27 protein-coding genes and 1 pseudogene are annotated in these 25,552 nt (G+C 40.5%); 12 read left to right on the top strand and 16 right to left on the bottom strand.

Annotation, left to right across the window (positions count from 1 at the left end):
• The first annotated feature begins 101 nt into the window (after window positions 1-101).
• From thyA to msrA, 5 genes are all read left to right on the top strand, one after another.
• Window positions 102-944, top strand: a complete 843-nt coding sequence (gene thyA, locus HMPREF0023_RS13340; protein WP_005083621.1) for a thymidylate synthase — start codon at window positions 102-104, stop codon at window positions 942-944.
• A gap of 20 nt (window positions 945-964) precedes the next feature.
• Window positions 965-1,474: a dihydrofolate reductase gene (locus tag HMPREF0023_RS13335; protein WP_004637828.1), complete on the top strand. Its 510-nt coding sequence runs from the start codon at window positions 965-967 to the stop codon at window positions 1,472-1,474.
• A gap of 18 nt (window positions 1,475-1,492) precedes the next feature.
• Window positions 1,493-2,548 (top strand): DUF4105 domain-containing protein, encoded by a 1,056-nt coding sequence (locus tag HMPREF0023_RS13330; protein WP_004637827.1) that lies wholly within the window; start codon window positions 1,493-1,495, stop codon window positions 2,546-2,548.
• Window positions 2,549-2,672: 124 nt separating this feature from the next.
• Entirely contained in the window at window positions 2,673-3,149 is a 477-nt protein-coding gene (locus HMPREF0023_RS13325; RefSeq protein ID WP_005088148.1) for an META domain-containing protein, read from the top strand.
• A gap of 104 nt (window positions 3,150-3,253) precedes the next feature.
• The gene (gene msrA / locus HMPREF0023_RS13320) at window positions 3,254-3,778 is read left to right on the top strand and encodes a peptide-methionine (S)-S-oxide reductase MsrA (protein ID WP_005088147.1); all 525 of its coding nucleotides are present in this window, start codon (window positions 3,254-3,256) and stop codon (window positions 3,776-3,778) included.
• Window positions 3,779-3,835: 57 nt separating this feature from the next.
• Here msrA and HMPREF0023_RS13315 read toward each other — a convergent pair whose 3' ends face one another.
• The 5 genes from HMPREF0023_RS13315 to HMPREF0023_RS13295 form a co-directional block, all read right to left on the bottom strand.
• Window positions 3,836-4,240 carry an ExbD/TolR family protein gene (locus tag HMPREF0023_RS13315; RefSeq protein WP_004637823.1) on the bottom strand — a complete coding sequence of 135 codons (405 nt, stop codon included), beginning with the start codon at window positions 4,238-4,240 and terminating at the stop codon, window positions 3,836-3,838.
• Between the two features lies 1 nt (window position 4,241).
• Entirely contained in the window at window positions 4,242-4,862 is a 621-nt protein-coding gene (locus HMPREF0023_RS13310) for a MotA/TolQ/ExbB proton channel family protein (RefSeq protein WP_004637822.1), read from the bottom strand.
• 42 nt (window positions 4,863-4,904) lie between these two features.
• Window positions 4,905-5,663, bottom strand: coding sequence for an energy transducer TonB (locus HMPREF0023_RS13305; RefSeq protein ID WP_005088145.1), 759 nt, complete (start codon window positions 5,661-5,663; stop codon window positions 4,905-4,907).
• 235 nt (window positions 5,664-5,898) lie between these two features.
• Window positions 5,899-6,765 carry a formyltetrahydrofolate deformylase gene (gene purU, locus HMPREF0023_RS13300; protein WP_004637820.1) on the bottom strand — a complete coding sequence of 289 codons (867 nt, stop codon included), beginning with the start codon at window positions 6,763-6,765 and terminating at the stop codon, window positions 5,899-5,901.
• Window positions 6,766-6,848: 83 nt separating this feature from the next.
• The gene (locus HMPREF0023_RS13295; RefSeq protein WP_004637819.1) at window positions 6,849-7,553 is read right to left on the bottom strand and encodes a TetR/AcrR family transcriptional regulator; all 705 of its coding nucleotides are present in this window, start codon (window positions 7,551-7,553) and stop codon (window positions 6,849-6,851) included.
• A gap of 122 nt (window positions 7,554-7,675) precedes the next feature.
• Between HMPREF0023_RS13295 and HMPREF0023_RS13290 the strand changes: the two genes are divergently transcribed.
• The 4 genes from HMPREF0023_RS13290 (at window position 7,676) to HMPREF0023_RS13275 (ending at window position 11,667) form a co-directional block, all read left to right on the top strand.
• Window positions 7,676-9,130: a coniferyl aldehyde dehydrogenase gene (locus HMPREF0023_RS13290; protein WP_004637818.1), complete on the top strand. Its 1,455-nt coding sequence runs from the start codon at window positions 7,676-7,678 to the stop codon at window positions 9,128-9,130.
• A gap of 168 nt (window positions 9,131-9,298) precedes the next feature.
• Window positions 9,299-9,535, top strand: coding sequence for a 50S ribosomal protein L28 (gene rpmB, locus HMPREF0023_RS13285; RefSeq protein WP_004649871.1), 237 nt, complete (start codon window positions 9,299-9,301; stop codon window positions 9,533-9,535).
• A gap of 12 nt (window positions 9,536-9,547) precedes the next feature.
• Window positions 9,548-9,703: a 50S ribosomal protein L33 gene (rpmG, locus tag HMPREF0023_RS13280; RefSeq protein WP_003654787.1), complete on the top strand. Its 156-nt coding sequence runs from the start codon at window positions 9,548-9,550 to the stop codon at window positions 9,701-9,703.
• A 248-nt stretch (window positions 9,704-9,951) separates the two neighbouring features.
• On the top strand, window positions 9,952-11,667 hold the full coding sequence (locus HMPREF0023_RS13275; protein ID WP_004637816.1) for a cation:proton antiporter: 1,716 nt from the start codon (window positions 9,952-9,954) through the stop codon (window positions 11,665-11,667).
• A 50-nt stretch (window positions 11,668-11,717) separates the two neighbouring features.
• Here the strand turns inward: HMPREF0023_RS13275 and HMPREF0023_RS13270 are convergent, their stop codons facing one another.
• From HMPREF0023_RS13270 to HMPREF0023_RS13230, 9 genes and pseudogenes are all read right to left on the bottom strand, one after another.
• A complete protein-coding gene (locus HMPREF0023_RS13270; RefSeq protein WP_005083636.1) occupies window positions 11,718-11,996 on the bottom strand; it encodes a hypothetical protein in 279 nt (92 codons plus the stop codon).
• A 113-nt stretch (window positions 11,997-12,109) separates the two neighbouring features.
• A complete protein-coding gene (locus HMPREF0023_RS13265; RefSeq protein WP_004637814.1) occupies window positions 12,110-12,613 on the bottom strand; it encodes a DUF6586 family protein in 504 nt (167 codons plus the stop codon).
• A gap of 118 nt (window positions 12,614-12,731) precedes the next feature.
• On the bottom strand, window positions 12,732-12,977 hold the full coding sequence (locus tag HMPREF0023_RS13260) for an RNA recognition motif domain-containing protein (protein WP_026056275.1): 246 nt from the start codon (window positions 12,975-12,977) through the stop codon (window positions 12,732-12,734).
• 63 nt (window positions 12,978-13,040) lie between these two features.
• Window positions 13,041-15,020, bottom strand: a complete 1,980-nt coding sequence (locus HMPREF0023_RS13255) for an ATP-dependent helicase (RefSeq protein ID WP_004637812.1) — start codon at window positions 15,018-15,020, stop codon at window positions 13,041-13,043.
• A gap of 120 nt (window positions 15,021-15,140) precedes the next feature.
• Window positions 15,141-15,710, bottom strand: a pseudogene (locus HMPREF0023_RS13250) (HdeD family acid-resistance protein).
• A 183-nt stretch (window positions 15,711-15,893) separates the two neighbouring features.
• Window positions 15,894-16,652: a hypothetical protein gene (locus tag HMPREF0023_RS13245; RefSeq protein ID WP_008942316.1), complete on the bottom strand. Its 759-nt coding sequence runs from the start codon at window positions 16,650-16,652 to the stop codon at window positions 15,894-15,896.
• Window positions 16,653-16,740: 88 nt separating this feature from the next.
• Window positions 16,741-19,380 carry a type I DNA topoisomerase gene (topA, locus tag HMPREF0023_RS13240; RefSeq protein WP_008942315.1) on the bottom strand — a complete coding sequence of 880 codons (2,640 nt, stop codon included), beginning with the start codon at window positions 19,378-19,380 and terminating at the stop codon, window positions 16,741-16,743.
• Window positions 19,381-19,413: 33 nt separating this feature from the next.
• On the bottom strand, window positions 19,414-19,863 hold the full coding sequence (locus HMPREF0023_RS13235; RefSeq protein WP_004637807.1) for a hypothetical protein: 450 nt from the start codon (window positions 19,861-19,863) through the stop codon (window positions 19,414-19,416).
• Window positions 19,864-20,023: 160 nt separating this feature from the next.
• On the bottom strand, window positions 20,024-20,386 hold the full coding sequence (locus HMPREF0023_RS13230) for a winged helix-turn-helix transcriptional regulator (RefSeq protein WP_004637806.1): 363 nt from the start codon (window positions 20,384-20,386) through the stop codon (window positions 20,024-20,026).
• 118 nt (window positions 20,387-20,504) lie between these two features.
• Between HMPREF0023_RS13230 and HMPREF0023_RS13225 the strand changes: the two genes are divergently transcribed.
• The gene (locus HMPREF0023_RS13225; protein WP_005088135.1) at window positions 20,505-21,515 is read left to right on the top strand and encodes a zinc-binding alcohol dehydrogenase family protein; all 1,011 of its coding nucleotides are present in this window, start codon (window positions 20,505-20,507) and stop codon (window positions 21,513-21,515) included.
• 41 nt (window positions 21,516-21,556) lie between these two features.
• Here HMPREF0023_RS13225 and HMPREF0023_RS13220 read toward each other — a convergent pair whose 3' ends face one another.
• Entirely contained in the window at window positions 21,557-21,802 is a 246-nt protein-coding gene (locus HMPREF0023_RS13220; RefSeq protein WP_005083653.1) for a SlyX family protein, read from the bottom strand.
• A gap of 32 nt (window positions 21,803-21,834) precedes the next feature.
• Here HMPREF0023_RS13220 and HMPREF0023_RS13215 point away from each other — a divergent pair, with 32 nt between their 5' ends.
• A complete protein-coding gene (locus HMPREF0023_RS13215; protein WP_005088131.1) occupies window positions 21,835-23,748 on the top strand; it encodes an ATP-binding cassette domain-containing protein in 1,914 nt (637 codons plus the stop codon).
• A gap of 55 nt (window positions 23,749-23,803) precedes the next feature.
• Here the strand turns inward: HMPREF0023_RS13215 and HMPREF0023_RS13210 are convergent, their stop codons facing one another.
• A complete protein-coding gene (locus HMPREF0023_RS13210) occupies window positions 23,804-24,346 on the bottom strand; it encodes a DUF4334 domain-containing protein (RefSeq protein ID WP_005083657.1) in 543 nt (180 codons plus the stop codon).
• Between the two features lie 207 nt (window positions 24,347-24,553).
• Between HMPREF0023_RS13210 and HMPREF0023_RS13205 the strand changes: the two genes are divergently transcribed.
• Window positions 24,554-25,489: a lauroyl acyltransferase gene (locus HMPREF0023_RS13205; RefSeq protein WP_008942314.1), complete on the top strand. Its 936-nt coding sequence runs from the start codon at window positions 24,554-24,556 to the stop codon at window positions 25,487-25,489.
• Window positions 25,490-25,552: the final 63 nt, after the last annotated feature.

Below are 25,552 nucleotides of genomic sequence, written 5' to 3'. Positions count from 1 at the left end.
TCAAGTATCATTCTATACCCAGTCAATGGAACTACACTCGATTGATTGAACCCATTGATGCCACTCAAACTGAAAGTTCACACAAGATTTTAGAGAAAGCTATGCGCACATACTTAGACCTTTTACAACATATTCTCGACAATGGCGGCGACAAAGGTGATCGTACAGGTACGGGTACACGTTCAGTATTTGGTCATCAAATGCGTTTTGATCTTTCTAAAGGCTTTCCATTACTTACCACCAAGAAAGTCCATTTTCGTTCCATCGTGATTGAACTACTGTGGTTCCTCAAAGGTGATACTAATGTTCAATATCTCAAAGACAACAAAGTCACCATTTGGGATGAATGGGCAACTGCCGAACAAACCGCTCGCTTTGATCGTCCAGAAGGTGAATTAGGTCCAGTGTATGGACATCAGTGGCGTAATTTTGGTGCAACTCAAAATGAGGATGGTAGTTATCAACAAAATGGTTTTGATCAAATCAAATGGCTGATTAACGAAATTAAAACCAATCCAAATTCACGTCGCTTAATCGTGTCTGGATGGAATCCTAACGAGGCTGGAAAGGTTGCTTTACCGCCTTGTCATACGCTATTCCAATTTTTCGTACAAGATAATAAATTGTCATGCCAGCTTTATCAGCGCAGTGCTGATGTGTTCTTAGGTGTGCCATTTAATATTGCCAGCTATGCCTTGCTGACACATATGATTGCACAGGTTTGCGGTTTAGGCGTCGGTGATTTTGTATGGACAGGTGGTGATACGCATCTCTATGCGAACCATTTTGAACAAGCGAAATTACAACTTAGCCGTGATCCTCTACCGTTGTGCCAGCTTAAACTGAATCCAGAAATTACCGATATTTTTGATTTTAAATTTGAAGATATTGAAATCGTGGGTTATGAATCACACCCAGCAATTAAAGCACCTGTTGCAGTTTAAAACGATAAGAGAGCTCACTTATGGCATGGCAAGGCACAGAAGTTGTCCACGTAGTGGCAATGGATAAAAATCACTGCATTGGAAAAGGAAATGCCCTGCCGTGGCATATTTCTGCAGATCTCAAACATTTTAAAGCCATCACTCAAGGTGGTGTGGTTATCATGGGTCGTAAGACGCTTGAGTCGATGGGACGTGCATTACCGAATCGCGTGAATTGGGTGATTACGCGAGATCCATCTTGGCAATTTGATGGTGTAAAAATTGCGCATAGTATTGAGGAAGCTTTAGATGCTGCACTTACAGACGTACAACACTCTGAAAAAGCATCCTTATTTATTATTGGTGGAGGAGAGATTTTTAATCAAACACTTGCCATTGCTGACCGCCTAGAACTGACCCATGTAGATTTAGATGTTCAAGGCGATGCACATTACCCAAAAATCTCTGAGAATTTTCAAAAAGTGAACTCAGAACTACATACTGATGAAAAATCAAATATCGCCTTCGAGTTCGCGACTTACCAAAAATAAAATGGACTGCGAATTGTTATGCATGAGATTGGATCACGTGAGTTCTTCATTGGATTAGGGATATGGTTCTTACATAGTACCTTTACTCTTTTCGTGATCCTTTCCAGTATTTGGCTATGTTTAGCCTTATGGATACAGCAACCCCTTGGTCCGATCTTTAGTCGCATTATCATTATTCTTTGGGGACTTTTCGCACTGAGTTTGCTTGGTTTCTATGTCAGCGGACATATTTTTAGTCGACGTACAGATATTCTGCTCTATTGTTTCGCGTTCGCTTGTTCTTTGTTATGGTATTTTTCTTTAGATGCACGTCAAGACCGCGTCTGGGATCCTGAGGTATCTGAGCAACTCAGCTATGAGAAAAAAGGCGATATTGTAACATTGCACAAGGTACGAAACTTTAATTGGTACCCCGATGGTAGTTATGACATTCACTGGGAGGATCGGACAATTGATCTGAACAAAATCACAGGAATCAATGTGATTGCCTCCTACTGGATGGGTCCCCAAATCGCACATACTCTCGTGAGCTTTGACTTCTCAGATCAAAAACCACTGGTATTCTCGATCGAAATTCGAAAAGAAAAAGGCGAATCTTTCTCTGCGATCGGAGGATTCTTTCGTAAATATGAGTTAAGCCTAATTGCATCCGATGAGAAAGATATCGTCTATACACGTAGCAATATTCGTAATGAACAGGTTTATTTATTCCCGATCAAAATTCCTGCTGCGGAACGTAAAGCATTATTTATTGAATATCTTAAAAAGGCAGATGAACTGCGTGCAGAAGCAAAATGGTATAACACCCTGACCAGTAACTGTACCACCTTAATCTTTGATATGGCACAAGCAATTAGCCAGCAAGCATTACCCAAAGATTACCGCTTACTGGCTTCTGGTTATTTGCCAAATTATCTACATGATCTCAAAGCACTGAATCAGAATTACAGCATGAAAGAATGGTATCAACTGGCACATATCAATCCACGTACCGAACAATATGCCAAACAACCAAATCAAAGTAGTGAATATTATTCTGAAGTCATTCGCGCAGGACTACCCAAAACTGAATAATTTTTCTGCTCATTTAATCAAACCTATCTCAATATTTACAAAATGATACGTAATATGCGGCTCAGATCCACGTTTATTAAGTTTAATTAAAATCATTAAACTCAAAGACTCGGATCTTTCATTTATGTTAAAACCATTATTAGCTTCTTGTACTTTGGCAGTTGCGATCATCATGACGGGTTGTACAACCACAGAATCTTTAAGCACCTCTCCAAACGCATCACAGAAAGAAACAATCAATTTATATAATCGCACGTGGATTGCTACACATATTAACGGTATCGAAGTCAAAAGTAATGAGTTATCAATAAAACGACCTTCGATTCAGTTTGATGCTCAAGCTAAACGCTTTTTTGGTGCAGATGGTTGTAACAATATTCAAGGAAGCTTCGAAAGCCAAGGTGCTATTTTACGTTTAGGTGCTGTCGCATCAACCAAGATGGCATGTATTGGTAAAGACAACAATGACCTATCACGTCAATACGCAAATGCCTTAGCTGCAACTACAAACTACCAGCTGAAAGGACATGAACTAAAATTCCTAGATGCTTCTGGACAAGTTCTTGTAACTTTCGTTACGGTGGTTCAACCATTACCGTAATTCACCTTGATCAAAGTCACAGCCCGTTGCAAACACGGGCTTTTACTTTTTGTCGACATCGTTTACTTTAAAGGCATTCATAAAATTAGAAATTGGGGACTTAAATGCAACAAGCACTATTTGGTGGTGGATGTTTCTGGTGTGTAGAAGCAGTTTTTTTACAGCTCAAAGGCGTTAAAAAAGTAGTCAGTGGTTATGCTGGCGGTATTGTGCAGAATCCAAGCTATGAGCAGGTTTGCCAAGGTAATACTCAACACGCTGAAGTTGTGCTTATCGATTTTGATGAGCAACAAATCAGTTACACCCAACTTTTAAATGTGTTTTTTACCACCCATGATCCAACCACATTAAACCGTCAAGGCAATGATATTGGAACACAATACCGTTCTGTTATTTATTATTTCAATGAAGAGCAGAAACAACAAGCCGAACAGGTCATCCAAAGTTTAGAGGATGAAGGGCTCAACATTGTGACTGAACTAAGTCCTGAACCGACTTTCTATCCAGCTGAAGAATATCATCAAAATTTCTATGCCCGTAATCCTTCCCAAGGTTATTGCAACTTTAGTATTCCACCCAAATTATCCAAGCTACGCTCTAAGTTTTTAGATTTACTCAAAACTGAATAGCAATAAAAAAAGCAACTCGAAAGAGTTGCTTTAATTTTTCAATGATAGGCGCTAGCTCTAGTTTTCACTAACGAAAGCAATATCACTCAATCCAGCTTCACTGGCACGAGACATGACTTGTGCAACCGTGTCATATTTTGATTCTTTATCTGCACGTAACTGCACTGTCGGTTTTGTAGTTGCTTGACCCGCTTCTGCAAAGCGTGTTTCTAACTCATCCAAACTAATGATCTGAGTATCCCAAGCAACTTCACCTTTGGCATTAATACTAATCGTAATTGCTTTTGGTGGTGGATCGATAATTTCAGCAGTTGTTTTTGGTAAACTTAATGGAATTGATGGGTTTGCAACCGTTGCTGTGACTAAAAAGATAATCATCAATACCAACATAATATCGATCAGAGGAATGAGGTTCATCTCATTCATGCCACTGTCGTGGTCTTCACCCAATTGAAAGCCCATTTTAAGCTTGACCTCCAACTAAACTTTGTTGCGTTGCTTTAGCTTCAGTTTTTACCGTTGTCTCTTGTTGCAACATCGTATCGATAAGCAACAGATGTGCTTGATCTTGAAGTTCATGTGCCAAACCACGGTTAAAACGCATACAAATGTTGTAAGCCAATACCGCAGGAATCGCAACAGCAAGACCAAGACCCGTCATGATCAATGCCTCACCGACAGGAATTGCAACCTGCGCTAAGCCTGCCTGACCACTTTTACCAACAGCGACAAGTGCATGGAAAATCCCCCACACCGTACCGAACAAACCCACAAACGGTGCAAGTGAAGCAATCGTACCCAAGACTGAAACGCCTTTTTCAGCTTGCGATTTTTCAGCAGAAATCTGACGAAGCAAAGCTTGTTCAGCAACCGCTTTACGCTGTTCAAAGGTGAGTGGTTGTAACTTTGCTTTCAGTGTAGCCAAAGCCTGAGCAAGCTGAGCATAAGCTTGTTGTTTTAATTGGCGTGTTCCTAAAATACGTAGGATAAAAATCGTCCACGTTGCAATCGACATTGCGAGAAGAACAAAATACAGTGTTTTACTTACTGCATCTGCGTGTTGCCAATAAACTGAAAAGTTCATATACGAACTCCTGATTTAATCTGTCACAAGGACTCAAATTTATTAAGGATTAAGATCAAACGGCTGCTCTGCTCGAATTGGGTAAGCAACACCATTTTCCATATACGGTTTAAACTTTGCACTTTTCACAGCACGTACTACTTTTTCATCCAAAGCAGGTATGCCCGAACTGCGTGTCACACGCACATTGGTTACACGGCCTTTTTCATCCGCTTCAATCATAACCATAATGGTGCGTGCTTGGTTATCTAACTCTTTAGGTGTGAAGCTAATTCTTGGAGATCGACTCCATTGTACACCTGAACCACCAATTGATACGGTTCTCGGTGACGGATCAGCTGCTGGCTGGGGTTTCGCCACCTCTTGGACTGGTTGTGGTTTTTCAACAACCTTTTCTTTTACCGTTGTACTAACAACAGTCGTTTCAATCTTGGTTTCAACTTTTGGTTCAGTTTTTTGAATCACTTGCTTCGGTGCTTCAGCCTTAACTTGTTGCACTTTCTCAATTTTCTTTGGAGGTGGCGCAACAGGTTTCTCAACGACCTTAACCTCTTTTACCTCTTTTTTCGGTTCAGGTTTAGGGGTCTCTTTTGGCTTAGGAGGCTCAGCTTTTGGTGGTTCTTTAATCTTAACGAATTTGACTTTAAGCGGTTCTTTTTCGATTGGTTTTAACTCAATCGTTTTGATGTGGCTAACTGCCCACAAGACTCCCACATGTCCAATCATAACTGCAACTAAAGCAGTGATGATTTTCTTTTTCATCGGGTTTGGTGTGTTAAATGATGCAGGAGATGGACTCATAAGAATCTAAGTACCTATATAGATGGTGTTAGTCTAAAAAACGATTACACACATCGGATAGAACAATTAAAGTGCCATAATAATAAATGAGAAGTGTTTTCATTTGCAACTGTTTTTTTGTGAATATACTTCAAATCACTGATAAGCCACACAAAAAAGTAACGTTATAACATAACAAAACATTCACATAAAAAAAGTATGCCTAAAAAAGCATACTTTTAAAATTTTTGATCGCTTATTGAAACACAACCGTTTTATTGCCATCAACAATCACACGGTCTTCAAGATGCCACTTTACCGCACGTGCCAACACATTACGTTCAACATCTTCACCTAACTCACGTAACTGCTCAACATTGTAGTCATGGCTCACACGCTCAACATCTTGTTCAATAATTGGACCTTGATCAAGATCAGCAGTCACATAATGCGCTGTTGCACCAATCAACTTCACCCCTTTCTCATACGCTTGCTTATATGGATTTGCGCCCACAAAAGCAGGTAAGAATGAATGATGAATATTGATAATTTTCATTTCCCATTGAGAAACAAAGTCTTCACTCAATATCTGCATATATCGCGCTAAGATCAATAAATCATTGCCTTGCATCATGTCATTAATTTGTGCATAAGCTTCTGCTTTATTGTCTTTATTCACCGGCACAACATGGAATGGAATCCCAAAGTTTTCCACTGCTTCACGTAAGTCAGGATGATTTGAGATCACCTGAGTGATTTCACAAGCTAATGAACCACGTGCATGACGCCACAATAGCTCTAACAAAGCATGATCTACTTTAGAAACCAAAATGCCGACTTTCTTTAGCTCGCCAACAAAATTTAGTTTCCATTGCATGCCATAACGTTCAGCAACATTTGCCGCAAAGGTTTGCATCAATGCTTCTTTACGTGATTGTAAATGATCCAACTCAAATTCAACACGCATAAAATAACGTCCGCCTTGAGCTTCTGTTGCGTACTGATCAAGTGCGGTGATGTTTGCTCCCTGATGATACAAAAAGCTCGATACAGCTTGCACAATTCCTGGCTTGTCTTCACAAGTAATCAGTAGTCGTGCTGTATGGGCAGTAGTCGTGTTCATGTTGTTAATTCACTTATTCGAATCAAATTAAAAAAATCAAGCCGAGCATTCTAACGCTTTTTTGCCTACGACTAAATAGCTAGTCACAGATGATCATCATCATTTTTAAGATTCGATAAGCTAGCAAATAACTCTGAAGGTCCAAGCGATTGCAATAATTGCTCATAGGTTTGACGACTTTCACCCATTAAATATGGTCCTTCTAAGAACACCATTTGTCGCAATGCTTGCCAGACCCATTTTTCTTCCAAACGATTGTTGTCACTAATATGACCCGACATATATAAGAAGTTGGTCCAGTTGGTCAGTACGATCCACAAGTTAATGATCAATGCCTCAATTTCTGAGTCAGTCATTTTCATCAATCCTGCATCCACAAAGGCACGATAAATTTTTTGTCCTTGCTGCATGACCTGCCCTGCAAAGCGAGGGTAAATCTTTCTAAAGTCTTCATTATTTTCAACAAGATGGTAAACATCACGATGAATAAAACGATAAGCCCAAAGCTGGTTACTTAATACCTGAAAATAACTAATTTTATCATTCGCATTGAGAGGACGATCATCAGGTAGCGCTAACATTTCCAAAGTTTCAGCCTGATATTGCAATGCTAGTTCTTTGATGATTTCTTGCTTATTACGAAAGTGATAATACAAGTTGCCTGGGCTAATGCCGAGTTCAGCCGCGATATGATTGGTTGTGACTGAACGTTCACCACGCTCATTAAATAATTGCAAACTGATTTGCAAAATTCTGTCTTTGGTTTTGTTTGGTTTAGCATGCGACATTGAATTCAACCATCTATAACATTATCAATAGGTTATAAAACAAGCCCATAAAAGCGACTTGACACTTTAGAGTATTTACTCTAAAAATTAAAAAGTAATAAGATTTCTTTTGGTCTACTCCTATGAACAGTCAAACAAAAACAACCGCAATGACACCTCATGTTGACGTGCAACGATTACATGATTTGCTTGAGCAACAAAAAGTAGCTTACCAACGCCATCCTGTACCAAGCGCAAAAGAACGTATTGAACGCTTGGCTCGATTAAAAAACATCTTGGTAAAATATCAAGATCAATTTGCGGATGCAATTAGTCAAGATTATGGCAATCGTGCCGTTATGGAAACCAAAATTGGTGAAGTTCTAACTTGTTTAGAACATATTAAGTACTATAGCAAGAACTTAACCGAGTGGATGAAGCCCTCTAAACGCCATATCAGCATGTTACATCAACCCGCAAAAGGTTGGGTACAGTATCAACCACTCGGTGTAATCGGAATTATTGCACCGTGGAACTATCCACTATTGCTTTCGGTTGGACCACTAATCTGTGCATTGGCTGCGGGTAACCACGCCATGATCAAAATCTCAAGTGCCTCATCTAATTTTGGATATGTACTTGAAAATGCACTTTCAGAAGCATTTCCTCAAGAACTTGTCGCAGTTGTAAACGGCGGCGGTAAAATCTCTGATGCGTTTAGTCATTTACCATTCGACAAAATGATTTTCACTGGCTCAACCTCTGTCGGTAAAACAGTGATGGCTGCTGCTTCTCAAAATCTCGTACCTGTGATCTTGGAGCTCGGTGGTAAATCACCTGCGCTTGTACATTCTTCCATGAATATCCGCGATGTCGCACAACGTGTTGCTGTTGGTAAATTGTGGAATGCAGGTCAAACCTGTGTCGCACCTGATTATATGTTCCTTCCTAAAGGAAAAACTCAAGAGTTCACCAAACATTATCAAGACTTTGTGAATAGCATGTATCCAACACTTGCTGATAACAAAGACTTCACCTCGATTGTGAACGATAAACAATACAATCGCCTCCAAGGCTATCTTGAAGATGCTCATAAGCAAGGTGCAACCATTGTTGAATTAAACAATAACAATGAATCTCTCACTGAAGCACGTAAAATTGCACCGACATTAGTCACAGGTGTAACAACTGACATGGAAATCATGAAGAATGAGATCTTTGGTCCAATTCTTCCGATTTTAGAATATGAGCAAATTGAAGACGCACTACAATTTATCAATAGCCGCCCTCGCCCGCTCGCATTCTATTATTTTGATGTCGATAGCGCTCGTGCTGAATATATTGCGGGTCGTACCCATTCTGGACATTTCGGGATCAACCAAGTCTTAACTCATGTTGCTCAGGATGACTTACCGTTTGGCGGTGTTGGCGCATCAGGTATGGGTAAATATCATGGTAAAGAAGGCTTCTTTAGCTTCTCTCATGAACGCTCAATGATGTCAAATCCAGTCAGCCCTAAACTTTATAGTCTGAAATTTATTTTACCTCCGTACAATAAAGCAGCACACAAACTGCTTTTGAAAACACTATTCCGTTAAGATGATCAAGGCATGATCTATCACACGAGATCATGCCGAGTTTTTACCAAATTCGCTTGTCTTTTAATCGTATTTTTGGTATAAAACGCCCCTTGAATGATTTCATCCGTTTACTTGAATGGCTAGTTGCACGAAACCGTGCTATATGAACTAGCAATGGAGTTCACCATGTCTAAGGTTTGCCAAGTTACCGGCAAGCGTCCTATCGTTGGTAACAACGTATCGCACGCAAACAACAAAACCAAACGCCGGTTCGAGCCGAACCTGCACCACCACCGTTTTTGGTTAGAAAGCGAAAAGCGTTTTGTACGTCTTCGTTTAACCACTAAAGGTATGCGTATTATTGATAAATTGGGTATCGAGAAAGTTGTTGCTGATCTCCGTGCTCAAGGTCAAAAGATCTAAGGAGTCTGAACAATGCGTGATAAGATTCGCCTCGTTTCTACAGCTGGTACAGGTTATTTCTATACCACTACTAAGAACAAACGTACTATGCCGGAAAAAATGGAAATCAAAAAATTTGATCCAAAAATCCGTCAACACGTAATCTTCAAAGAAGCTAAAATTAAATAATTTTAGTTCTTTAAAAAAACGACTTCGATTGAAGTCGTTTTTTTTGCTTAACATTTCAACTCTGCATCTATTGCTATGAAACTCAGAATACCGCTCAAAGTTGGAGAAAATTTACATAATTTTTTTTGATAATTAAAAAAATTGACATCAACAAATCCGATTTTACTTGTTACAATTTATTCGAAATTTTCTTGGCATGTTTTATGCTCATTTATTTATACCTTAACCGCAATGATTAAGGAGCGACAATGCCACATGACGTTGGTTTAATTATATTACTTGCTGCTGGTTTTGGTTTGGCGCTGGTTTTTGGCTTTATCGCAGCACGTTTACGCCTACCTCCTTTAATTGGTTATCTTATTGCCGGGATTATTATTAGCCCGAACACCCCAGGCTTTGTGGGTGATATGAAACTCGCAAATCAACTCGCCGAACTTGGAGTGATGTTTCTCATGTTCGGCGTGGGCATGCATTTCTCGATCAATGACTTATTACAAGTTCGCCGAATTGCTTTACCTGGTGCAATTTTACAGATCACTGTAGCCACCTTGCTTGGTATTGGTGTGTCTATGTACTGGGGCTGGGACTTTGGAGCTGCACTCATTTTTGGTCTCAGCTTATCGTGTGCGAGCACTGTCGTTCTACTTAAAGCCCTAGGAGATCGAGGTTTACTCGACTCGGTCAACGGCAAAATTGCCGTGGGTTGGCTTTTGGTCGAAGACCTGGTTATGGTTTTAGCTTTGGTACTACTACCTGCTGTTGCTGTATTACTCGGTGGGCAAGCCCTGCATGGCACAAATCCTGAACAGAGTATCTGGGTCACAATTGGCTTAACACTTTTAAAAGTAACGGGCTTCATTGCCTTTATGCTGATTGTAGGTAAGCGCGTTGTACCCATGATCATGCAGTTTGTTGCTCGTCTTGGCTCACGTGAGTTATTTACCCTAACGGTTGTGGCTGCCGCAGTTTCGATTGCTTATGGCTCTTATGCGGTATTTGGTGTCTCTATGGCACTGGGTGCTTTCTTTGCGGGTATGGTGGTCAAAGAGTCAGACTTTAGTCATCGTGCTGAAGAGGAAACACTTCCTCTTCGTGAAATCTTTGCCATTTTGTTCTTTGTTTCGGTCGGGATGCTATTCGACCCAAGCATCTTGCTCAAAGAACCACATCATATTCTCGCAGTTGTTGCGATCATTATGATTGGTAAAACGCTTGCAGCGATTGCTCTGGTTTTGTTTTTCCGTTATCCCCTCAATACAGCTTTAACAGTCGGTGCAAGTCTCGCACAAATTGGCGAATTCTCATTTATTTTGGCAACCATGGGGGTCGCACTAGGATTACTTACGCTCGAAGCACAAAATCTTATTTTAGCGGGAGCTTTGTTCTCGATCACATTAAACTCTTTTGTGTTCTCAGCAATTGAACCGACACAACGCTGGATTCGTCAACGTTCGCATTTAGCACGCTTGTTAGAGCGTAGTGGTGACCCTCTTGCCATGCTTCCAGATGAAGTAGATCAAGAGTATTTACGTGATCAGGTCGTGATTATCGGCTATGGCGGTGTTGGACGTCGTATTACGGAGAATCTCATCGCACAAGATATCAAAGTTGTGATCGCAGAGGAAAACCGAGAAATAGTAGAAAAGCTAAGAGCTGAAGGTGTTGCTGCGGTTAGTGGTGAGGCAACCGAACCAAATGTATTAATTCAAGCACACATTCATCATGCTCGTTTGTTGGTGATCTCACCAATGGATATCTTAGATATTCATCGCATCGTCGATATTTCTAAAAAGCTTAATCCGAAAATTCAAGTTCTCATCTGTGCTGAAAGTAAAGAGGAAGCAGCCGTTATTCGAGAGGAAAATATTGGTGAGGTGTTCTATGCCAAAGAAGAAATGGCAAAGAATATGAGCCACCATATTCTCAATCAAATCGAACTTGCCCATCACCCTGTTGGACATTAATTCCTAAAACATAAAAAAGCGTACTTGAAGTACGCTTTTTTTTGCTTTGATCAGCTGAAATGCTGTGGTTGTTCATCCACCACTTCAGCTTGCCATTGATTCATCTGTTTTTCCAACAGACCAAAGAGCGCCGCTTGTATCATGTGTTGTGCGACGGTAGGTGTTTGATCACCGAGTATTTGTTTCACTTCTTCGCTAAATTGAATTTTTACTAAAGGTTCATTCTCAGAACCTGCATTACGCAAAGCAAGTACACCACCTTCGAGTTGAACTAATTCGAGAACGGCTTCTTGATTACCAAATAATTCTTTTAACTGCTGCATTGACATATAAGTTCTCCATGCTTCAACCATGGTGGCAAAACACAACTGTGCTTTACACTCTCACGTCTTATTTATATAAGTACGATGTGCATAGATTTCAAGTATCTCACTGCTAAGACTTAAAACTCAACCATTTCATTACGAAAACCATCAATTAAATGGCTGAGTTCACGATGCCATTCACGCAAGATTTTTACATCGGGTAACCATGCTTGAGGGCTTTGCGTGACTTTAATAATCAGATTTGAAGAAGTCTCATTTTCAGGTTCAGGCGCAGTCGGCTCAGGGGCATATTGGCACATACGGTAAGCTCGTTTTAACTCAGCAATAAAACCATCTTTTGCTAATTGTTGTAACACCGCAACTTCAGGTGAAACTTGCCCCTTGTCAGCCATATGCTCTTCAATTGACTTGAAAGTTGGTTGCAAATCATTCAGACGATAATAACGTACCAATTCTTGTAAGAACGCTAAAATCGCACCATGTAAGTGAAATACAGCAGCTTCACGATGCGCTTGCACTTGTTGAATATGTTCAGTTTGCTCTGCTTGTTGACATGCGAGTCGAGCAAAATACAGTTTTTGATTGGTCCGATCAGCATGATAACGAGCAACACGAGACATAGATAAATCCCTATTTCAAATAATTTAAAGCATGATCGATTGTAAAACGAAATATGTGAGAAACAAATAGCCGAGATTACATCAAAGAAAGACGAGGAAGTGATTCCTTACGAATAATTTAAGCTTTATCGTCTGCAGCTTTCACTCGGATACCCACACCTTTGACACGTAAGGTATTTAAGCCTTTAATCGCTTTAACAGCTTCTCTAGGATTGGTCATTTCTACAAAGCCAAAACCTTTAGATTTCCCTGTTGCCTCGTCCTTCACTACGACACAAGATTCGACTTTGCCATATTGCTTGAATAACTCAAGGACTTCTGCATCAGTCACGGAACGATCTAAATTACGAACTAAAATTTTCATGCTAAAACCTAAAAAATGATTCATTTTTAAAGAAATGAATCAAAATAATTGAATATGCCTAGTTTAATCGAGATCAATACCAAAACCTAAACTTATTGCTGAGTTACGCTGCCAATTACTTTTATTAAATGACGATGGAACCTGACGATGAATCTGCACATCCACTAAATGTTGAGGTAAATCATTTAGAAAGTAGCTTTCTATCTTCCGCCCTAACTCATCATATTGATCTTGTGACCATAGATTTAAATTCTGTTTGGTCAAAATCAATTCATTTTCCGCACGTGTCAATGCCACATACAATACACGCCGTTCCTCTTCAACATCATCAAAATCACCTTGTGCTCTAGCGTGTGGATATTGATTTGGCGACACATGTGGGACGTAGCAGACCTTTTGCTCAGTTCCTTTCGCCGAGTGGATCGTAATCAGAGTCACCAAATCTTGATCAGGTGTTTTATCAATTTCTGAAACAGAGATTGGATCGAGGACATATTCTTCTAAAAACTCCCCGAGAGAACGATGCTTACGTGCCAATTGTTTAACCAAATCAAAATCTTTCGTACGACGAGACCAATCTTTGTTTTTATAGTTATTCTCTAATTGTTCATTGAGCGCATCAAGCGCCAAACCAATACAGGCTTCCACATGTTGCTGTAACACATCCAACTGCATCAAGATCAAAATCGCTTGTTGTGGAACTTTACCGTGGCGTTCTAAGCGCTGACAGCGAGCCTCAATATCAGGAAGCTGAATCAACTCTTGCGCTAATTTACTTGCACCGACATCCCCCACCCCATCCCATAAAGTCAAAAAGCGCATCCAAGCCAAATCATCCTGTGGATTGACACTCACCCGCAGCAGGCTCAATACATCTTTAACATGTGCAGATTCAAGTAATTTTACACCGCCAATGAAGCGATAAGGAATATTGGCCGCGATCAATGCCCCTTCTAAATAACGCCCGCTAAATCCTGAGCGCAGCAACACCATATGCTCAGACCACGCAGCGCCTTGTAGATGACGCTGATTTAAATCCTGAATGATCCAGTTCGCTTCCTCAAACTCATTACTTAAAATATGAAGTTGGGGTTTTAAGCCCTGCCCACGATAGGCTTTCAAATGTTTATCATATTCAATCTGACTTTGATCGAGTAACCAATTGGATAAATCTAAAATGCCTTGTGTCGAACGATAATTCATTTGCAAGGTCAGCACTTCTGCATCAGGCACACGCTCTTTAAAGTGATGAATATTTTCAAAATCCGCACCACGAAAGCCATAAATAGATTGCGCGTCATCCCCTACGCAGAATAATTTCACTTTACCGACCAAGGGCTGCAACAAAGCCCATTGTAAAGGATTGGTATCTTGCATCTCATCGACCAAAAGCGCTGAGCAAAACCCTGTTACCCACTTCACCAGTTCAGGTGAATTCTGCAAATGTACCGCCACGATCGCCAAAATATCATCGTAATCAAGGAAGTTTCGCTCTCGCTTACGCTGCTCATAAGCTTTCATGAGTTCAGTAATTTGTGCTTTATACTCGATAGCTTGTGGTAGCTGCGCCACCAAGGCTTCTGATAGTTTAGTCTTGGTATTTCGTGCATACGAGTACAAATCACACAGCTCAGCCGCTTTAGGCAGCACATTCCCTTTATCTTTACCACGTAACAAACGAAACATCAGTAGCTGATCATCACGATCAATAATACTGAATTGGGTCAAACCAAATGCACGCGGATTACGACGCAATAAATACATACAAAAGGTATGAAATGTCGAAGCCCGTAAGCCCTTCGCCTGTGCACCCATATGTTGTTCAACACGCGTCACGATTTCACTCGCGGCACGGCGCGTAAACGTGAGAATCTGAATCTGTTGAGCTGGTAGACCCTGATCAATTAAATACGCTGCTCTCGCCACAATGGTTTTGGTCTTGCCACAACCCGCACCAGCTAAGACCAAACAGTTTTGAGCAACTGTTGTTGCAGCGAGTCGCTGTTGTGGGTTTAATTCATCAATTAGCTTGGCAAGCGTCATAGAAATGGTCAATTAAAAATGAATTACTATTTTAGCAGACTAAAATGCTTCAATCCGCCTTGCGGCAAAACAAAAAGAGCATGTCAATGCATGCTCTTAATTTTAAAATGATCGCTTCACTCAAACAGCGGTTGAACTATGCGGTAATTGTTTAATCGCATTTGCAAAGGTGAGGTAATTAATTCCTTGGAATAGGATATCAATCGCAAGAAACATACCTAATACCCAAAAAGGTGATCCTGGTAACGACAAAATCAAGATACCAGTCAACAATGTCAATAAACCCGAAAACAAAATCCAGCCCCACCCAGAAAGCGGTTTTAGAATAAATGCATTAATTAAACGAATCATGCCAGCAATAATTAAAGCAATCGCTAACAAATTCGTTAGCACGACAGCCGTAATCACAGGTGTGGTAAAAGCAAAATAACCTGCAATTAAATACAATATTCCAAATATTGCCCATCACCATCGGGTTCCACCTTTAAATACAATAAATGCAGCACCCAAATGCATGACACCACTTAACATCATCAACACACCGAATAATAAAACGGCGGAAAGGGTTGCAAACGGTAAAGCAGCTAAAAGAATGAAGCCAAAGACAACCAATAAAATGCCTAATAATAAATACCATTTACGATCAGCGTGCAGCTGATTACGAATCAAATCATTACCCACTGTTTTCATATTTATTTACTCTTTTATCATCAATGTTATATCTCTATATTGAGCAAGTTTTTCCCTAAACTCTGTATAAGGCATGTTGATAATTAATGAAGGAATGTCAGAAAAAGCAGGCTTTTATTGCATCATTTTTCTTTAAGTAAGCGTAATCCAGCAGGTATGGATAAGTCAGAACTTATCCACAAATTACTTGATCCAGCCAATTTCTTGTGCAGTCAGCGCACTGATTATAGTTTGCTCCAAACCATTCGGCATTTTACTTTTATGCTCTGATAGCGGGATTCGCCCACCCATAATTTCAGCTTGTGTCTGTGGATACAACGGCTGCTGCTCTGGTTGTACATATCCAATTGGAAAAAGTGGCTCTCCAGTCGCTAAATTGTATTTATCAGTTGCACCGAATCCATGAAGTAACTCATGCACAATAACCACATTATTTTGTGCAGCTTGTCTATCCGAAGCAAATAAGTTCACTGAACCAATCCGACCACGCTCTAAAGCAGTTGAATGCTTCAATTCATTGCTTTGCTTAGGATCATGGAAGTTTAAATACAGCGTTAATGTCGGTGAACCATCAACAGATTGATGTTGTTTCCATGCATAAAAACGAAATTTTAAACTCCATAAAATATTATTCAGAAGGCTTGGTTGTGCTGGCATTTGAGGCGGTTTTTGACTCAATTGACGACCAATCTGAAGCATAAAATAACTACTTTGCCCACGATACGACTGACTATTTTTTTCCAAATAATCTTTAATCTCAGCAAAGTCACGCAATTGTAATTGCTCAATATACTGTTGTGTCGTCACCATCCCATCCGCATTAATCGGATGTAACAGCAGCATGATTGGCTGATTCCAGTCTTGATTTTGATCACGATATGCATTGACTGCGACAATCAATAACACCATCAGTAAACAGATGACTCGAATATTTTTCCACATGTACTCCCCCTTCAACTAAATCTTATCTATTTTTTATTTTGGCTATAAAAAATGCTAGCGATTGCTAGCATTTTGATGATCTCAGTTTTTAAGCCTCAACCCATTTCCCATCTTGGAACACCAGACTCCATTTGGTCTGCTTCCCTTCCAAAGTTTCAGAACCCACATATTGTATTTGGTTCTTACGGCTAAACTTCACCACTGTCGGATTCCCTTCAGGGTCTACATCTGGTGCTTGTAATAAGAACTGATATTTAGCGTCCAGTTGATCTGCAACGCTCCGTAATTCTGCAACCTTTGGCGCACGTGTTTCACGAATTTTCGGAAATTTACTTGCTGCCAAGAATAAACCAGCAGCACCATCACGCAGTACAAAGAAGTCATCATGCTTGGTTGAGCGTAAGTGCTCCATTTTAATCGGATCTACGCGCGGTGGCGCAGGTTGACCACTCTTCAAGACCTTACGAGTGTTGTCACAGCTGGTACATGCGAAATAAGGACCAAAACGTCCAGTTTTAAGCTGCATTTCACCATCACATTTATCACAAGGAATGGTTGGACCATCATAACCCTTGATCTTAAATTGCCCTTCCTCAAGCTCATAACCATCACAGTCTGGATTATTACCGCAGACATGAAGCTTACGTCCACCATCAATCACATAACTATCCATTGCTGTACCACATTTTGGACAACGATGTTTAGACATGAGATCGGCTGTCTCAGCGCCATCATCATCCGATAGCGCAGCTAAAGACTCAACTGGGGTTAAATTCAATGTTCCCTTACAACGCTCTTTCGGTGGCAAGTTATAACCTGAGCATCCTAAGAATACACCTGTTGTTCCTGTACGAACTTGCATCGGACGAGAACATTCAGGACAAGCAACATCCGCGACTTCAACAGGCTGATTACGGCGCATACCGTTTTCGCCTTGCGCATTGGTCAAGCGCTTTTTAAAGTCGCCATAGAATGTATCAAGTAGCTCCTTCCAGTTCCGCTCACCCACAGCAACACGGTCTAGCTGCCCTTCCAAATCAGCGGTAAATGCATAATTCATCAGGTTATTAAAGCTTTCATCAAGGCGGTCCGTGACGATTTCTCCCATCTTCTCGGCAAAGAGACGACGATTTTCCAACTTCACATAACCACGATCTTGAATAGTTGAAATGATCGCTGCATAGGTTGATGGACGACCAATGCCTTTTTTCTCTAATTCCTTAACCAACGATGCTTCAGTAAAACGTGCAGGTGGCTTGGTAAAATGCTGACTCGGATCAAGCTTTTCTAACTTGAGCACCTCACCCACTTTTACAGCCGGCAGTAATACATCATCGTCTGACTTGTTTGCACCACGAACTTTGGTAAAACCATCAAAAACTAAGGTACGACCTTTGGCTTTAAGTTCAACATCAGCCGCCTGAACCGTTAAGGTCGAAGACAAATACTCTGCTGGCGTCATCTGACAAGCCACAAACTGACGCCAAATTAAATCATATAAACGCTGTGCATCTCGTTCAACACCTGCAAGCTTATCCCCTGTCAAGCCAACATCAGATGGACGAATGGCTTCATGGGCTTCTTGCGCTCCCGCTTTGTTGCCATAACGATTTGGCTTAGCAGGCACATATTTTTCACCAAAGTTTTGTTGAATATGATTACGTACCATATTCACAGCATCATCGCTCAAGAAGGTTGAATCGGTACGCATATAGGTAATAAAACCACCCTCATACAAACGCTGCGCCAACATCATGGTTTTCTTTACTGAGAAACCTAAACGTGTACTAGCCGCTTGCTGTAAGGTTGAGGTGATATATGGTGCACTTGGATTAACCTTGGTCGGTTTATCTTCACGTAATGCGACTTTGTATTCGGCATCTTTTAATACGCTTAATAGCGCATCTGTTTCAGCTTTATTCTTGAGTTTAAGCGTTTTACCCGCTTGTCTAACGGCTTCTAAACGGATGTCGTCTTTTTTAGACAACGTATCCGCAAAGACTTGCCAATATTCTTCTGGAATAAAAGCACGAATCTCACGCTCGCGTTCGACCACCAGTTTGACCGCAACAGATTGAACTCGACCTGCCGATAAGCCACGGGCAATCTTTTCCCACAGCAATGGTGAAACCATAAAACCAACAACACGGTCAAGGAATCGACGAGCTTGTTGTGCATTGACACGATTTAAATCAAGACGTGTTGGCTGCTTAAAGGCTTCCTGAATCGCATTTTTGGTAATCTCGTTAAAGACCACACGATGATAACGACTGTCATCACCACCAATCACTTCTCTTAAATGCCAAGCGATCGCTTCTCCTTCTCTATCCAAATCCGTTGCGAGATAGATTGCGTCAGCATCTTTAGCAAGTTTTTTAAGTTCAGCGACTACATGCTCTTTACCTGGAAGCACTTCATAGTGTGCAATCCAATCATGTTCTGGATCGACACCCATACGATTAATTAAGGCAGATTGTGCTTTTTCAGCTTTTTGTGCTTCCGTTAATTTAACACGCGTTGCAGGCTTCTTTTCGGTGGATTTTGCCCCACCTCCTGTCGGTAAATCACGCACATGACCAACGGAAGACTTCACCACATATTGTGAGCCTAAATATTTATTAATTGTTTTCGCTTTTGCAGGCGACTCCACAATCACTAAGGCACGTTTCTTTGCAGCAGATGCGGAAGCTGCTGTGCTTTCTGAAGCAGAGCGTGGAGTATTCGCCATAATAAATCGTTTTTCCTGTCATTAATCAGATAATTAGCGTTGAGCTAATTGGTATAAATAAGCTTTCATTTCATCAAGCTGTGTGGCTTTTAAATCAATTTCTTCATTCCAATACAACCCAACACAGTTTGCCTGCATATCAATAGCATAAACTCCTTTTAATGCAATGGTTAAATCATTAAATTTCTGATCACCTTGCACGACTTGAAGCTTTCCATCAACAACTCTTGCTCGCATAAGTGCTAAACGTGCATCTGGAATCAATACACTATAATAGGCCACCATACTGGCACGTTTTTCGGTTGCCATTGGAACTTTGGTCCACTCTGGAGCAACAATAATACGAGGATGCAATCCCATTTTTCGAGCTTGATCACGCATTGATCCAAGCGCTTTTTCTCGCGGACTCACACGTAAACCAAAAATAGAGCCAAGTACAAATAGTACAATCGCTGCCGTTATCCAAATTCCAACATTACTCATTTAAGGTGCCCAAAACTTCCTTTTATTAGCGTTACATAAGTTGAATCAAAAACGCAAGTTACAACATAAAAATAATATGGAATCCAGTTTTATACTCTAAACACCAAATCCCGGCTTATTTAAAAAGCTGCGTCTACAGCGCCTTCCTTTAACACAGCGTTTAAGATGTTAAAGATAACTTACCGAATTGATCAAGGTGCGCATCTCCCCAGCTTTTTAGCGCAATCAGAATTTGTTCAAGGCTGTATCCTAAATCAGTCAAACTATATTCAACTTTCGGGGGGACTTGAGGATACACTTCACGATGAATGATGCCATCTTGTTCTAATTCTCGAAGCTGATTGGTCAACATTCTTTGCGTGATACTCGGGACACGTTTACGGATTTCATTAAAACGTAAAGTCCCCTCATTGAGTAAATGCCATAAAATCACGGTCTTCCACTTCCCATCAATTAAGCTGATTGCCGCTTCAACTGAGCAACCTGGGGAACAATCAAAACTCGAATGTCGAACTTTTGCCATTTTACAGTATCCTTTTTGACACTATGAGCGTTATTTGTCTGTAGTCACAAAATTAAAGCTTACGTTATGCTGAACAGCCTATCAAGTAGAATCCATCCAACCTAGAGGAAGCACAACCATGAAAGCTGTGGCATATCAACATGCAGGTGCAATTGCATCTACAGATTCATTAGTGAATATTGGAATAGAATCGCCTGTCACCAGAGGACATGACCTCCTTGTTCGCGTTCAAGCCATTTCGGTTAATCCAGTCGATACCAAAATTCGTAAAAATGTCAGTCCTGAATCAGGACAATGGAAAATTTTAGGCTGGGATGCAGTCGGTATTGTGGAGGCCGTTGGAGAAAAAGTGTCTCTTTTTAAGATTGGAGATGAAGTGTGGTATGCAGGCGCACTCAATCGACAAGGTAGTAATAGTGAATTGCAATTGGTTGATGAAAGAATCGTAGGACACAAACCCAAATCCTTAAATATGATTGAAGCAGCAGCTTTACCTCTAACTGCAATCACTGCTTGGGAAATGCTATTTGATCGACTACAAGTTCCCCACACAGCACCAGAGAATACAACTATTTTAGTTATTGGTGCTGCAGGTGGCGTTGGGTCTATTACGATTCAACTTTTGAAACAATTAACTAACTTGACGGTTATTGGCACAGCTTCTCGTACCGAAACCCGATCATGGATTGAGCAACTTGGTGCGGATTACGTATTAGATCATCGTCAACCTTTAGCAGAACAAGTCAAGCAGTTAAATCTCACTGCTCCAAAGTATGTATTCTCGACCACTCAAACTGATCAACATCTTGCCGACATCGCTGAATTGATTGCGCCACAAGGGCATTTTGGTCTAATTGATGACCCAGAACAGCTTGATATTAAACTCTTTAAATCAAAATCGGTTTCAGTTCATTGGGAGTTTATGTTTACACGTTCAATGTATCAAACGGAAGATATGATCAAACAAAGCGAACTTTTAAATCAAGTCTCTCAATTAGTCGATGATGGGCGAATTAAAACCACGGTTAGCCAAGTTTTATCACCAATAAATGCTGAAAACTTAATAACAGCACATCAACAAATTGAAAGTGGTTCAACCAAAGGTAAAATCGTTTTACATGGCTTCTAAATATAAATTCGCTTCATGGTAAGTCGATCACTTACCATGAATTAATAATGCGGTGGTTTGTTACTCATCGGATCAAAAGGTGCAATGCCTTCAGACAAGTCAGAAGCCTCAACACGTTGATACAAAATTTGCATCTGTTTCTTTAAAACTGCGATTTCTTGTGTCTGAATAGCGAGCTGTTGATTGAGTTGTTCAACTAAATCGTCTAAAAATGCAATTCGCACTTGCAAATCTTCAATGGGTGCGGACAATGACGCGTGATCATCGAAATTTTGTTGTTTAGTCATTTCAGACCTCATCTGAGCTTTTAGGAAACATTATGGCCTATATTACTTTAAGGGATGTCCATCTCGCATTTGGCGGACCAGCCCTACTCGACGGCGCGAACTTTAACCTAGAACGAGGTGAGCGAGTGTGTCTAATCGGTCGTAATGGTGAAGGTAAGTCTACTTTACTTAAACTCATTGAGGGAAGCTTATTGCCTGATGGTGGCGAAGTTTCGATTCAAAATGGTTTAACTGTTTCAATGTTAGCCCAAGATGTACCTATGGATTCGGGTAAAGTAGCAGATATTGTTGCCGATGGTGCTGGTGAAGCCGCCAGTGTATTAAAAGAATACCATGAGGCAAGCGATGCCTGTGTACTCGGTGATATGGATGCCTGTGATCGTATGGGCATGCTACAACACAAACTAGATCAGCTAGATGGCTGGGCGTTAGAAAACAAAGTAAATACTATTTTGGGCAAAATGGGACTCGATCCAAATGCAGATTTGGCTGACCTTTCAGGTGGTCGTAAACGTCGTGTGCTCCTCGCGCGCGCCCTGCTCACCCAACCAGATGTCTTATTACTCGACGAACCAACCAACCACTTGGATGTCGAAAGTATTGAATGGCTAGAAAAATTCTTACTGGACCAAAATAATCTAACGCTTTTATTTATCTCACATGACCGCTCATTTGTAGACAGCATCGCTACACGAATTGTTGAACTTGATCGTGGCATTTTGCGCAGCTATGAAGGTAACTATTCACGCTACCTTGATCTCAAAGCACAACAAATGGAAGCCGAAGAAAAGCAAAATGCTTTATTTGACAAAAAGCTTGCTGAAGAAGAAGCATGGATTCGTCAAGGTATTAAAGCACGTCGTACCCGTAACGAAGGACGTGTTCGTGCCTTAAAAGCATTACGTGAAGAGTCCAAAGCACGCCGCTCACAACAAGGCAAAGTCAGCATGGCGACCCAAGAGGCCAACCGTTCAGGTAAGTTGGTGTTTGAGATTGAGAATTTAAGCGTCAGCTATGACAGTAAACCACTGATTAAAGATTTCTCTGCAATCGTGTTACGTGGAGATCGTATTGGTTTAGTCGGCGATAATGGCGTCGGCAAAACTACACTTATCAAAGCGATTTTAGGTCAAATCCAACACGGTGGTTCGGTTAAAACAGGGACACAACTCGAAGTTGCTTATTTTGATCAATTACGTAATGCACTGGATCTTGAGAAATCCGTCATGGCCAATGTGTCAGAAGGTTCAGACTTTGTCGATGTGAATGGTAATCGTCGTCATATCTATAGTTATTTACAGGACTTTTTATTCTCACCTGAACGCGCACGCACACCTGTGAAAGCTCTTTCTGGTGGTGAGCGTAACCGAATTCTATTGGCAAAACTTCTTCTCAAACCATCAAACTTAATTGTGATGGATGAGCCAACCAATGATTTGGATATGGTAACACTTGAGTTACTTGAAGAAATGTTGTCTGAGTATAAAGGTACTCTCCTGTTAATCTCACATGACCGTGCATTTATGGACAATGTCGTGACTTCAACTTGGGTGTTTGATGGCAAAGGCAATATTGATGAGTACATTGGTGGTTATCAAGACTACTTGGAACAACGTCCAGATCAGAAGGTCGTTGATCAAAAAAGTGATGTAAAAAAAGCGCAAGCCAAAGCTGAAGCTGCTGCATTAGCCGCCGCAGCCCCAGCGCTGAAAAAAGTTAAGTTAAGCTATAAAGATCAACGTGAGCTTGAGCAACTTCCTGCTGAGATTGAGAAATTAGAAGCAGAACAAACTGAACTTTCAGACAAACTAGCGGATGGTTCATGGTTTGTGAGTGATGCCAATGCAGCGACTTTAGCCAGCCAACGTCTAGCAGAAATTGAAGAGTTACTGCTAGAAAAGTTAGAACGTTGGGATGTGTTAGAAAATCTTAGCAAAGGCTCATAATTCAATTCGATCACCCAATCTTCAAATTGTTTTAAATAACAATTTGAAGATTGGTCTATTCTAAATTGAGTTTACTCATATCATCTCGTATAAGAATAAAAAAATAAGGCTGAGATTGATCTTTTAAATCCATCCAACCAAGGACTGTATCTTGGTCAATACGTCTAAATACATCATGAATCGGCTTTTCATCATAAATCATGGTTGCAGATGATTTACCTCTAAATTCTGTCATTCTTAGTCTTGCTTTACTTTTATCTGTTTTGAGTAATCTCAAAGCACCGACCAGATACTGACTATTTCTTTTTAGAAGATTAAAATCCAAGCTTAGTGGCAACCATTTAGGATCAATCGAAAACAATGCGGTTCTTTTGGGATTAAACAAAACAAGAGGAAAAACGGTTTCATTGTCTACAAATAATTTTCCATACCAATTTGCATGATCTAGTACACCATTCATTGGATGATCAGTGAATACCTCTAAACCTTTCCATTGACCATGCATAAACTCGCAATCTATCTCGTCCAAATGATCAAAGAAGCCCACCATCTCCTGAGAATTCATTTTCTTCCCTTGCAGCAACTCTAGGATATTCATCTATTTTTCCTTAGTTTTTGTTTTTAAATTTTCGATAATATGGCCAGATTAAGATGTTTTCCTTTCATTTGCATAGGAATAGGCCAAAACTCGAACACCAGTTTATGCTTTTTATAAGCAATATAACAAACCCCTTAGAACAATTATTTCACAAGCAACTTCGTGTTACACTTCACAAAAATTCAATTAATTTACGCATCTAAGTCTATGAGCCAACAACAGTCTTATATTCCTGGCGAGTTTCGATGGGAATTTTTACTTCCAAAATATTGGAAAATTTGGATCGCCATTACTTTTCTTATGCTTTTGGCTATCCTGCCTTGGGCGATTCAATGGCGCTTGGCGCATGTTTTAGCAGCTTTGTGTTGGCACCTGCTTAAATCACGTCGTAAAACCACGCTAAGGAATTTAGAGCTGTGTTTTCCTGAATGGTCAGCTCAGGAAGTCGAGGCGAAAGCCAAACAGGTCTTCATTGATATGATGATCGGTATGTTTGAAACTTTAAATGCATGGTATTGCCCAAATTGGTTTAAGGGTCGTCATAGCATAGATGGATTAGAACATATCACCAACGCAAAGGCTCAAGGTAAAGGTATTCTACTACTTGGCACACACAGCACTCTACTTGATGCTGGTGGTTTTATTTGTGCTCAATATTTCGAACCTGATGTAGTTTATCGACCACAAAACAATCCAATGCTCGATATGTTAATTTATCGTTGTCGTGCGACCATTTACCAACAACAAATTGATCATGATGATATGCGGGGCTTAGTACGTCGTTTAAAAAATGGCGGTGCTATTTGGTATAGTCCAGATCAAGATTTTGGTTTAAAACAAGGTGTGATGGCTCCCTTTTTTGGTGTACCTGCTGCAACCGTGACTGCGCATCGTCGTTTATTAAAAATCTCTAAATCGGTTGCGATTCCACTGTATTTTTACCGTTATGGTGATATTCGCAATCCGAAATACAAAGTCCTTATCGAGCCTATGGTCGAAAATATGCCAAGTGAAGATGAAGTAGATGATGCGATTCGTGTAAATAAAATTATTGAGGCTCAACTACGTATTGCACCGACACAATGGATGTGGTTTCACCGTAGATTCAAAACCCGAGCAGAAGGGTATGAAGATATTTATTAAAAAATTAAAACCCGAGTTTCGCATCCTGCAAAACTCGGGCAAATGAGGTTGTGCTTTCACATC

This window comes from Acinetobacter sp. ATCC 27244 (genome assembly GCF_000156555.1).
In the GTDB taxonomy this organism is placed as follows: domain Bacteria; phylum Pseudomonadota; class Gammaproteobacteria; order Pseudomonadales; family Moraxellaceae; genus Acinetobacter; species Acinetobacter haemolyticus.
This window is presented reverse-complemented; position numbering and strand designations above follow the sequence as displayed.

What these genes read in the sequence shown, in the direction of transcription:
- thyA (WP_005083621.1), top strand. Translation starts at nt 102, where the DNA reads ATGCGCACATACTTAGACCTTTTACAACATATTCTCGACAATGGCGGC.
- HMPREF0023_RS13335 (WP_004637828.1), top strand. Translation starts at nt 965, where the DNA reads ATGGCATGGCAAGGCACAGAAGTTGTCCACGTAGTGGCAATGGATAAA.
- HMPREF0023_RS13330 (WP_004637827.1), top strand. Translation starts at nt 1,493, where the DNA reads ATGCATGAGATTGGATCACGTGAGTTCTTCATTGGATTAGGGATATGG.
- HMPREF0023_RS13325 (WP_005088148.1), top strand. Translation starts at nt 2,673, where the DNA reads ATGTTAAAACCATTATTAGCTTCTTGTACTTTGGCAGTTGCGATCATC.
- msrA (WP_005088147.1), top strand. Translation starts at nt 3,254, where the DNA reads ATGCAACAAGCACTATTTGGTGGTGGATGTTTCTGGTGTGTAGAAGCA.
- HMPREF0023_RS13315 (WP_004637823.1), bottom strand. Translation starts at nt 4,240, where the DNA reads ATGGGCTTTCAATTGGGTGAAGACCACGACAGTGGCATGAATGAGATG.
- HMPREF0023_RS13310 (WP_004637822.1), bottom strand. Translation starts at nt 4,862, where the DNA reads ATGAACTTTTCAGTTTATTGGCAACACGCAGATGCAGTAAGTAAAACA.
- HMPREF0023_RS13305 (WP_005088145.1), bottom strand. Translation starts at nt 5,663, where the DNA reads ATGAGTCCATCTCCTGCATCATTTAACACACCAAACCCGATGAAAAAG.
- purU (WP_004637820.1), bottom strand. Translation starts at nt 6,765, where the DNA reads ATGAACACGACTACTGCCCATACAGCACGACTACTGATTACTTGTGAA.
- HMPREF0023_RS13295 (WP_004637819.1), bottom strand. Translation starts at nt 7,553, where the DNA reads ATGTCGCATGCTAAACCAAACAAAACCAAAGACAGAATTTTGCAAATC.
- HMPREF0023_RS13290 (WP_004637818.1), top strand. Translation starts at nt 7,676, where the DNA reads ATGAACAGTCAAACAAAAACAACCGCAATGACACCTCATGTTGACGTG.
- rpmB (WP_004649871.1), top strand. Translation starts at nt 9,299, where the DNA reads ATGTCTAAGGTTTGCCAAGTTACCGGCAAGCGTCCTATCGTTGGTAAC.
- rpmG (WP_003654787.1), top strand. Translation starts at nt 9,548, where the DNA reads ATGCGTGATAAGATTCGCCTCGTTTCTACAGCTGGTACAGGTTATTTC.
- HMPREF0023_RS13275 (WP_004637816.1), top strand. Translation starts at nt 9,952, where the DNA reads ATGCCACATGACGTTGGTTTAATTATATTACTTGCTGCTGGTTTTGGT.
- HMPREF0023_RS13270 (WP_005083636.1), bottom strand. Translation starts at nt 11,996, where the DNA reads ATGTCAATGCAGCAGTTAAAAGAATTATTTGGTAATCAAGAAGCCGTT.
- HMPREF0023_RS13265 (WP_004637814.1), bottom strand. Translation starts at nt 12,613, where the DNA reads ATGTCTCGTGTTGCTCGTTATCATGCTGATCGGACCAATCAAAAACTG.
- HMPREF0023_RS13260 (WP_026056275.1), bottom strand. Translation starts at nt 12,977, where the DNA reads ATGAAAATTTTAGTTCGTAATTTAGATCGTTCCGTGACTGATGCAGAA.
- HMPREF0023_RS13255 (WP_004637812.1), bottom strand. Translation starts at nt 15,020, where the DNA reads ATGACGCTTGCCAAGCTAATTGATGAATTAAACCCACAACAGCGACTC.
- HMPREF0023_RS13245 (WP_008942316.1), bottom strand. Translation starts at nt 16,652, where the DNA reads ATGTGGAAAAATATTCGAGTCATCTGTTTACTGATGGTGTTATTGATT.
- topA (WP_008942315.1), bottom strand. Translation starts at nt 19,380, where the DNA reads ATGGCGAATACTCCACGCTCTGCTTCAGAAAGCACAGCAGCTTCCGCA.
- HMPREF0023_RS13235 (WP_004637807.1), bottom strand. Translation starts at nt 19,863, where the DNA reads ATGAGTAATGTTGGAATTTGGATAACGGCAGCGATTGTACTATTTGTA.
- HMPREF0023_RS13230 (WP_004637806.1), bottom strand. Translation starts at nt 20,386, where the DNA reads ATGGCAAAAGTTCGACATTCGAGTTTTGATTGTTCCCCAGGTTGCTCA.
- HMPREF0023_RS13225 (WP_005088135.1), top strand. Translation starts at nt 20,505, where the DNA reads ATGAAAGCTGTGGCATATCAACATGCAGGTGCAATTGCATCTACAGAT.
- HMPREF0023_RS13220 (WP_005083653.1), bottom strand. Translation starts at nt 21,802, where the DNA reads ATGACTAAACAACAAAATTTCGATGATCACGCGTCATTGTCCGCACCC.
- HMPREF0023_RS13215 (WP_005088131.1), top strand. Translation starts at nt 21,835, where the DNA reads ATGGCCTATATTACTTTAAGGGATGTCCATCTCGCATTTGGCGGACCA.
- HMPREF0023_RS13210 (WP_005083657.1), bottom strand. Translation starts at nt 24,346, where the DNA reads ATGAATATCCTAGAGTTGCTGCAAGGGAAGAAAATGAATTCTCAGGAG.
- HMPREF0023_RS13205 (WP_008942314.1), top strand. Translation starts at nt 24,554, where the DNA reads ATGAGCCAACAACAGTCTTATATTCCTGGCGAGTTTCGATGGGAATTT.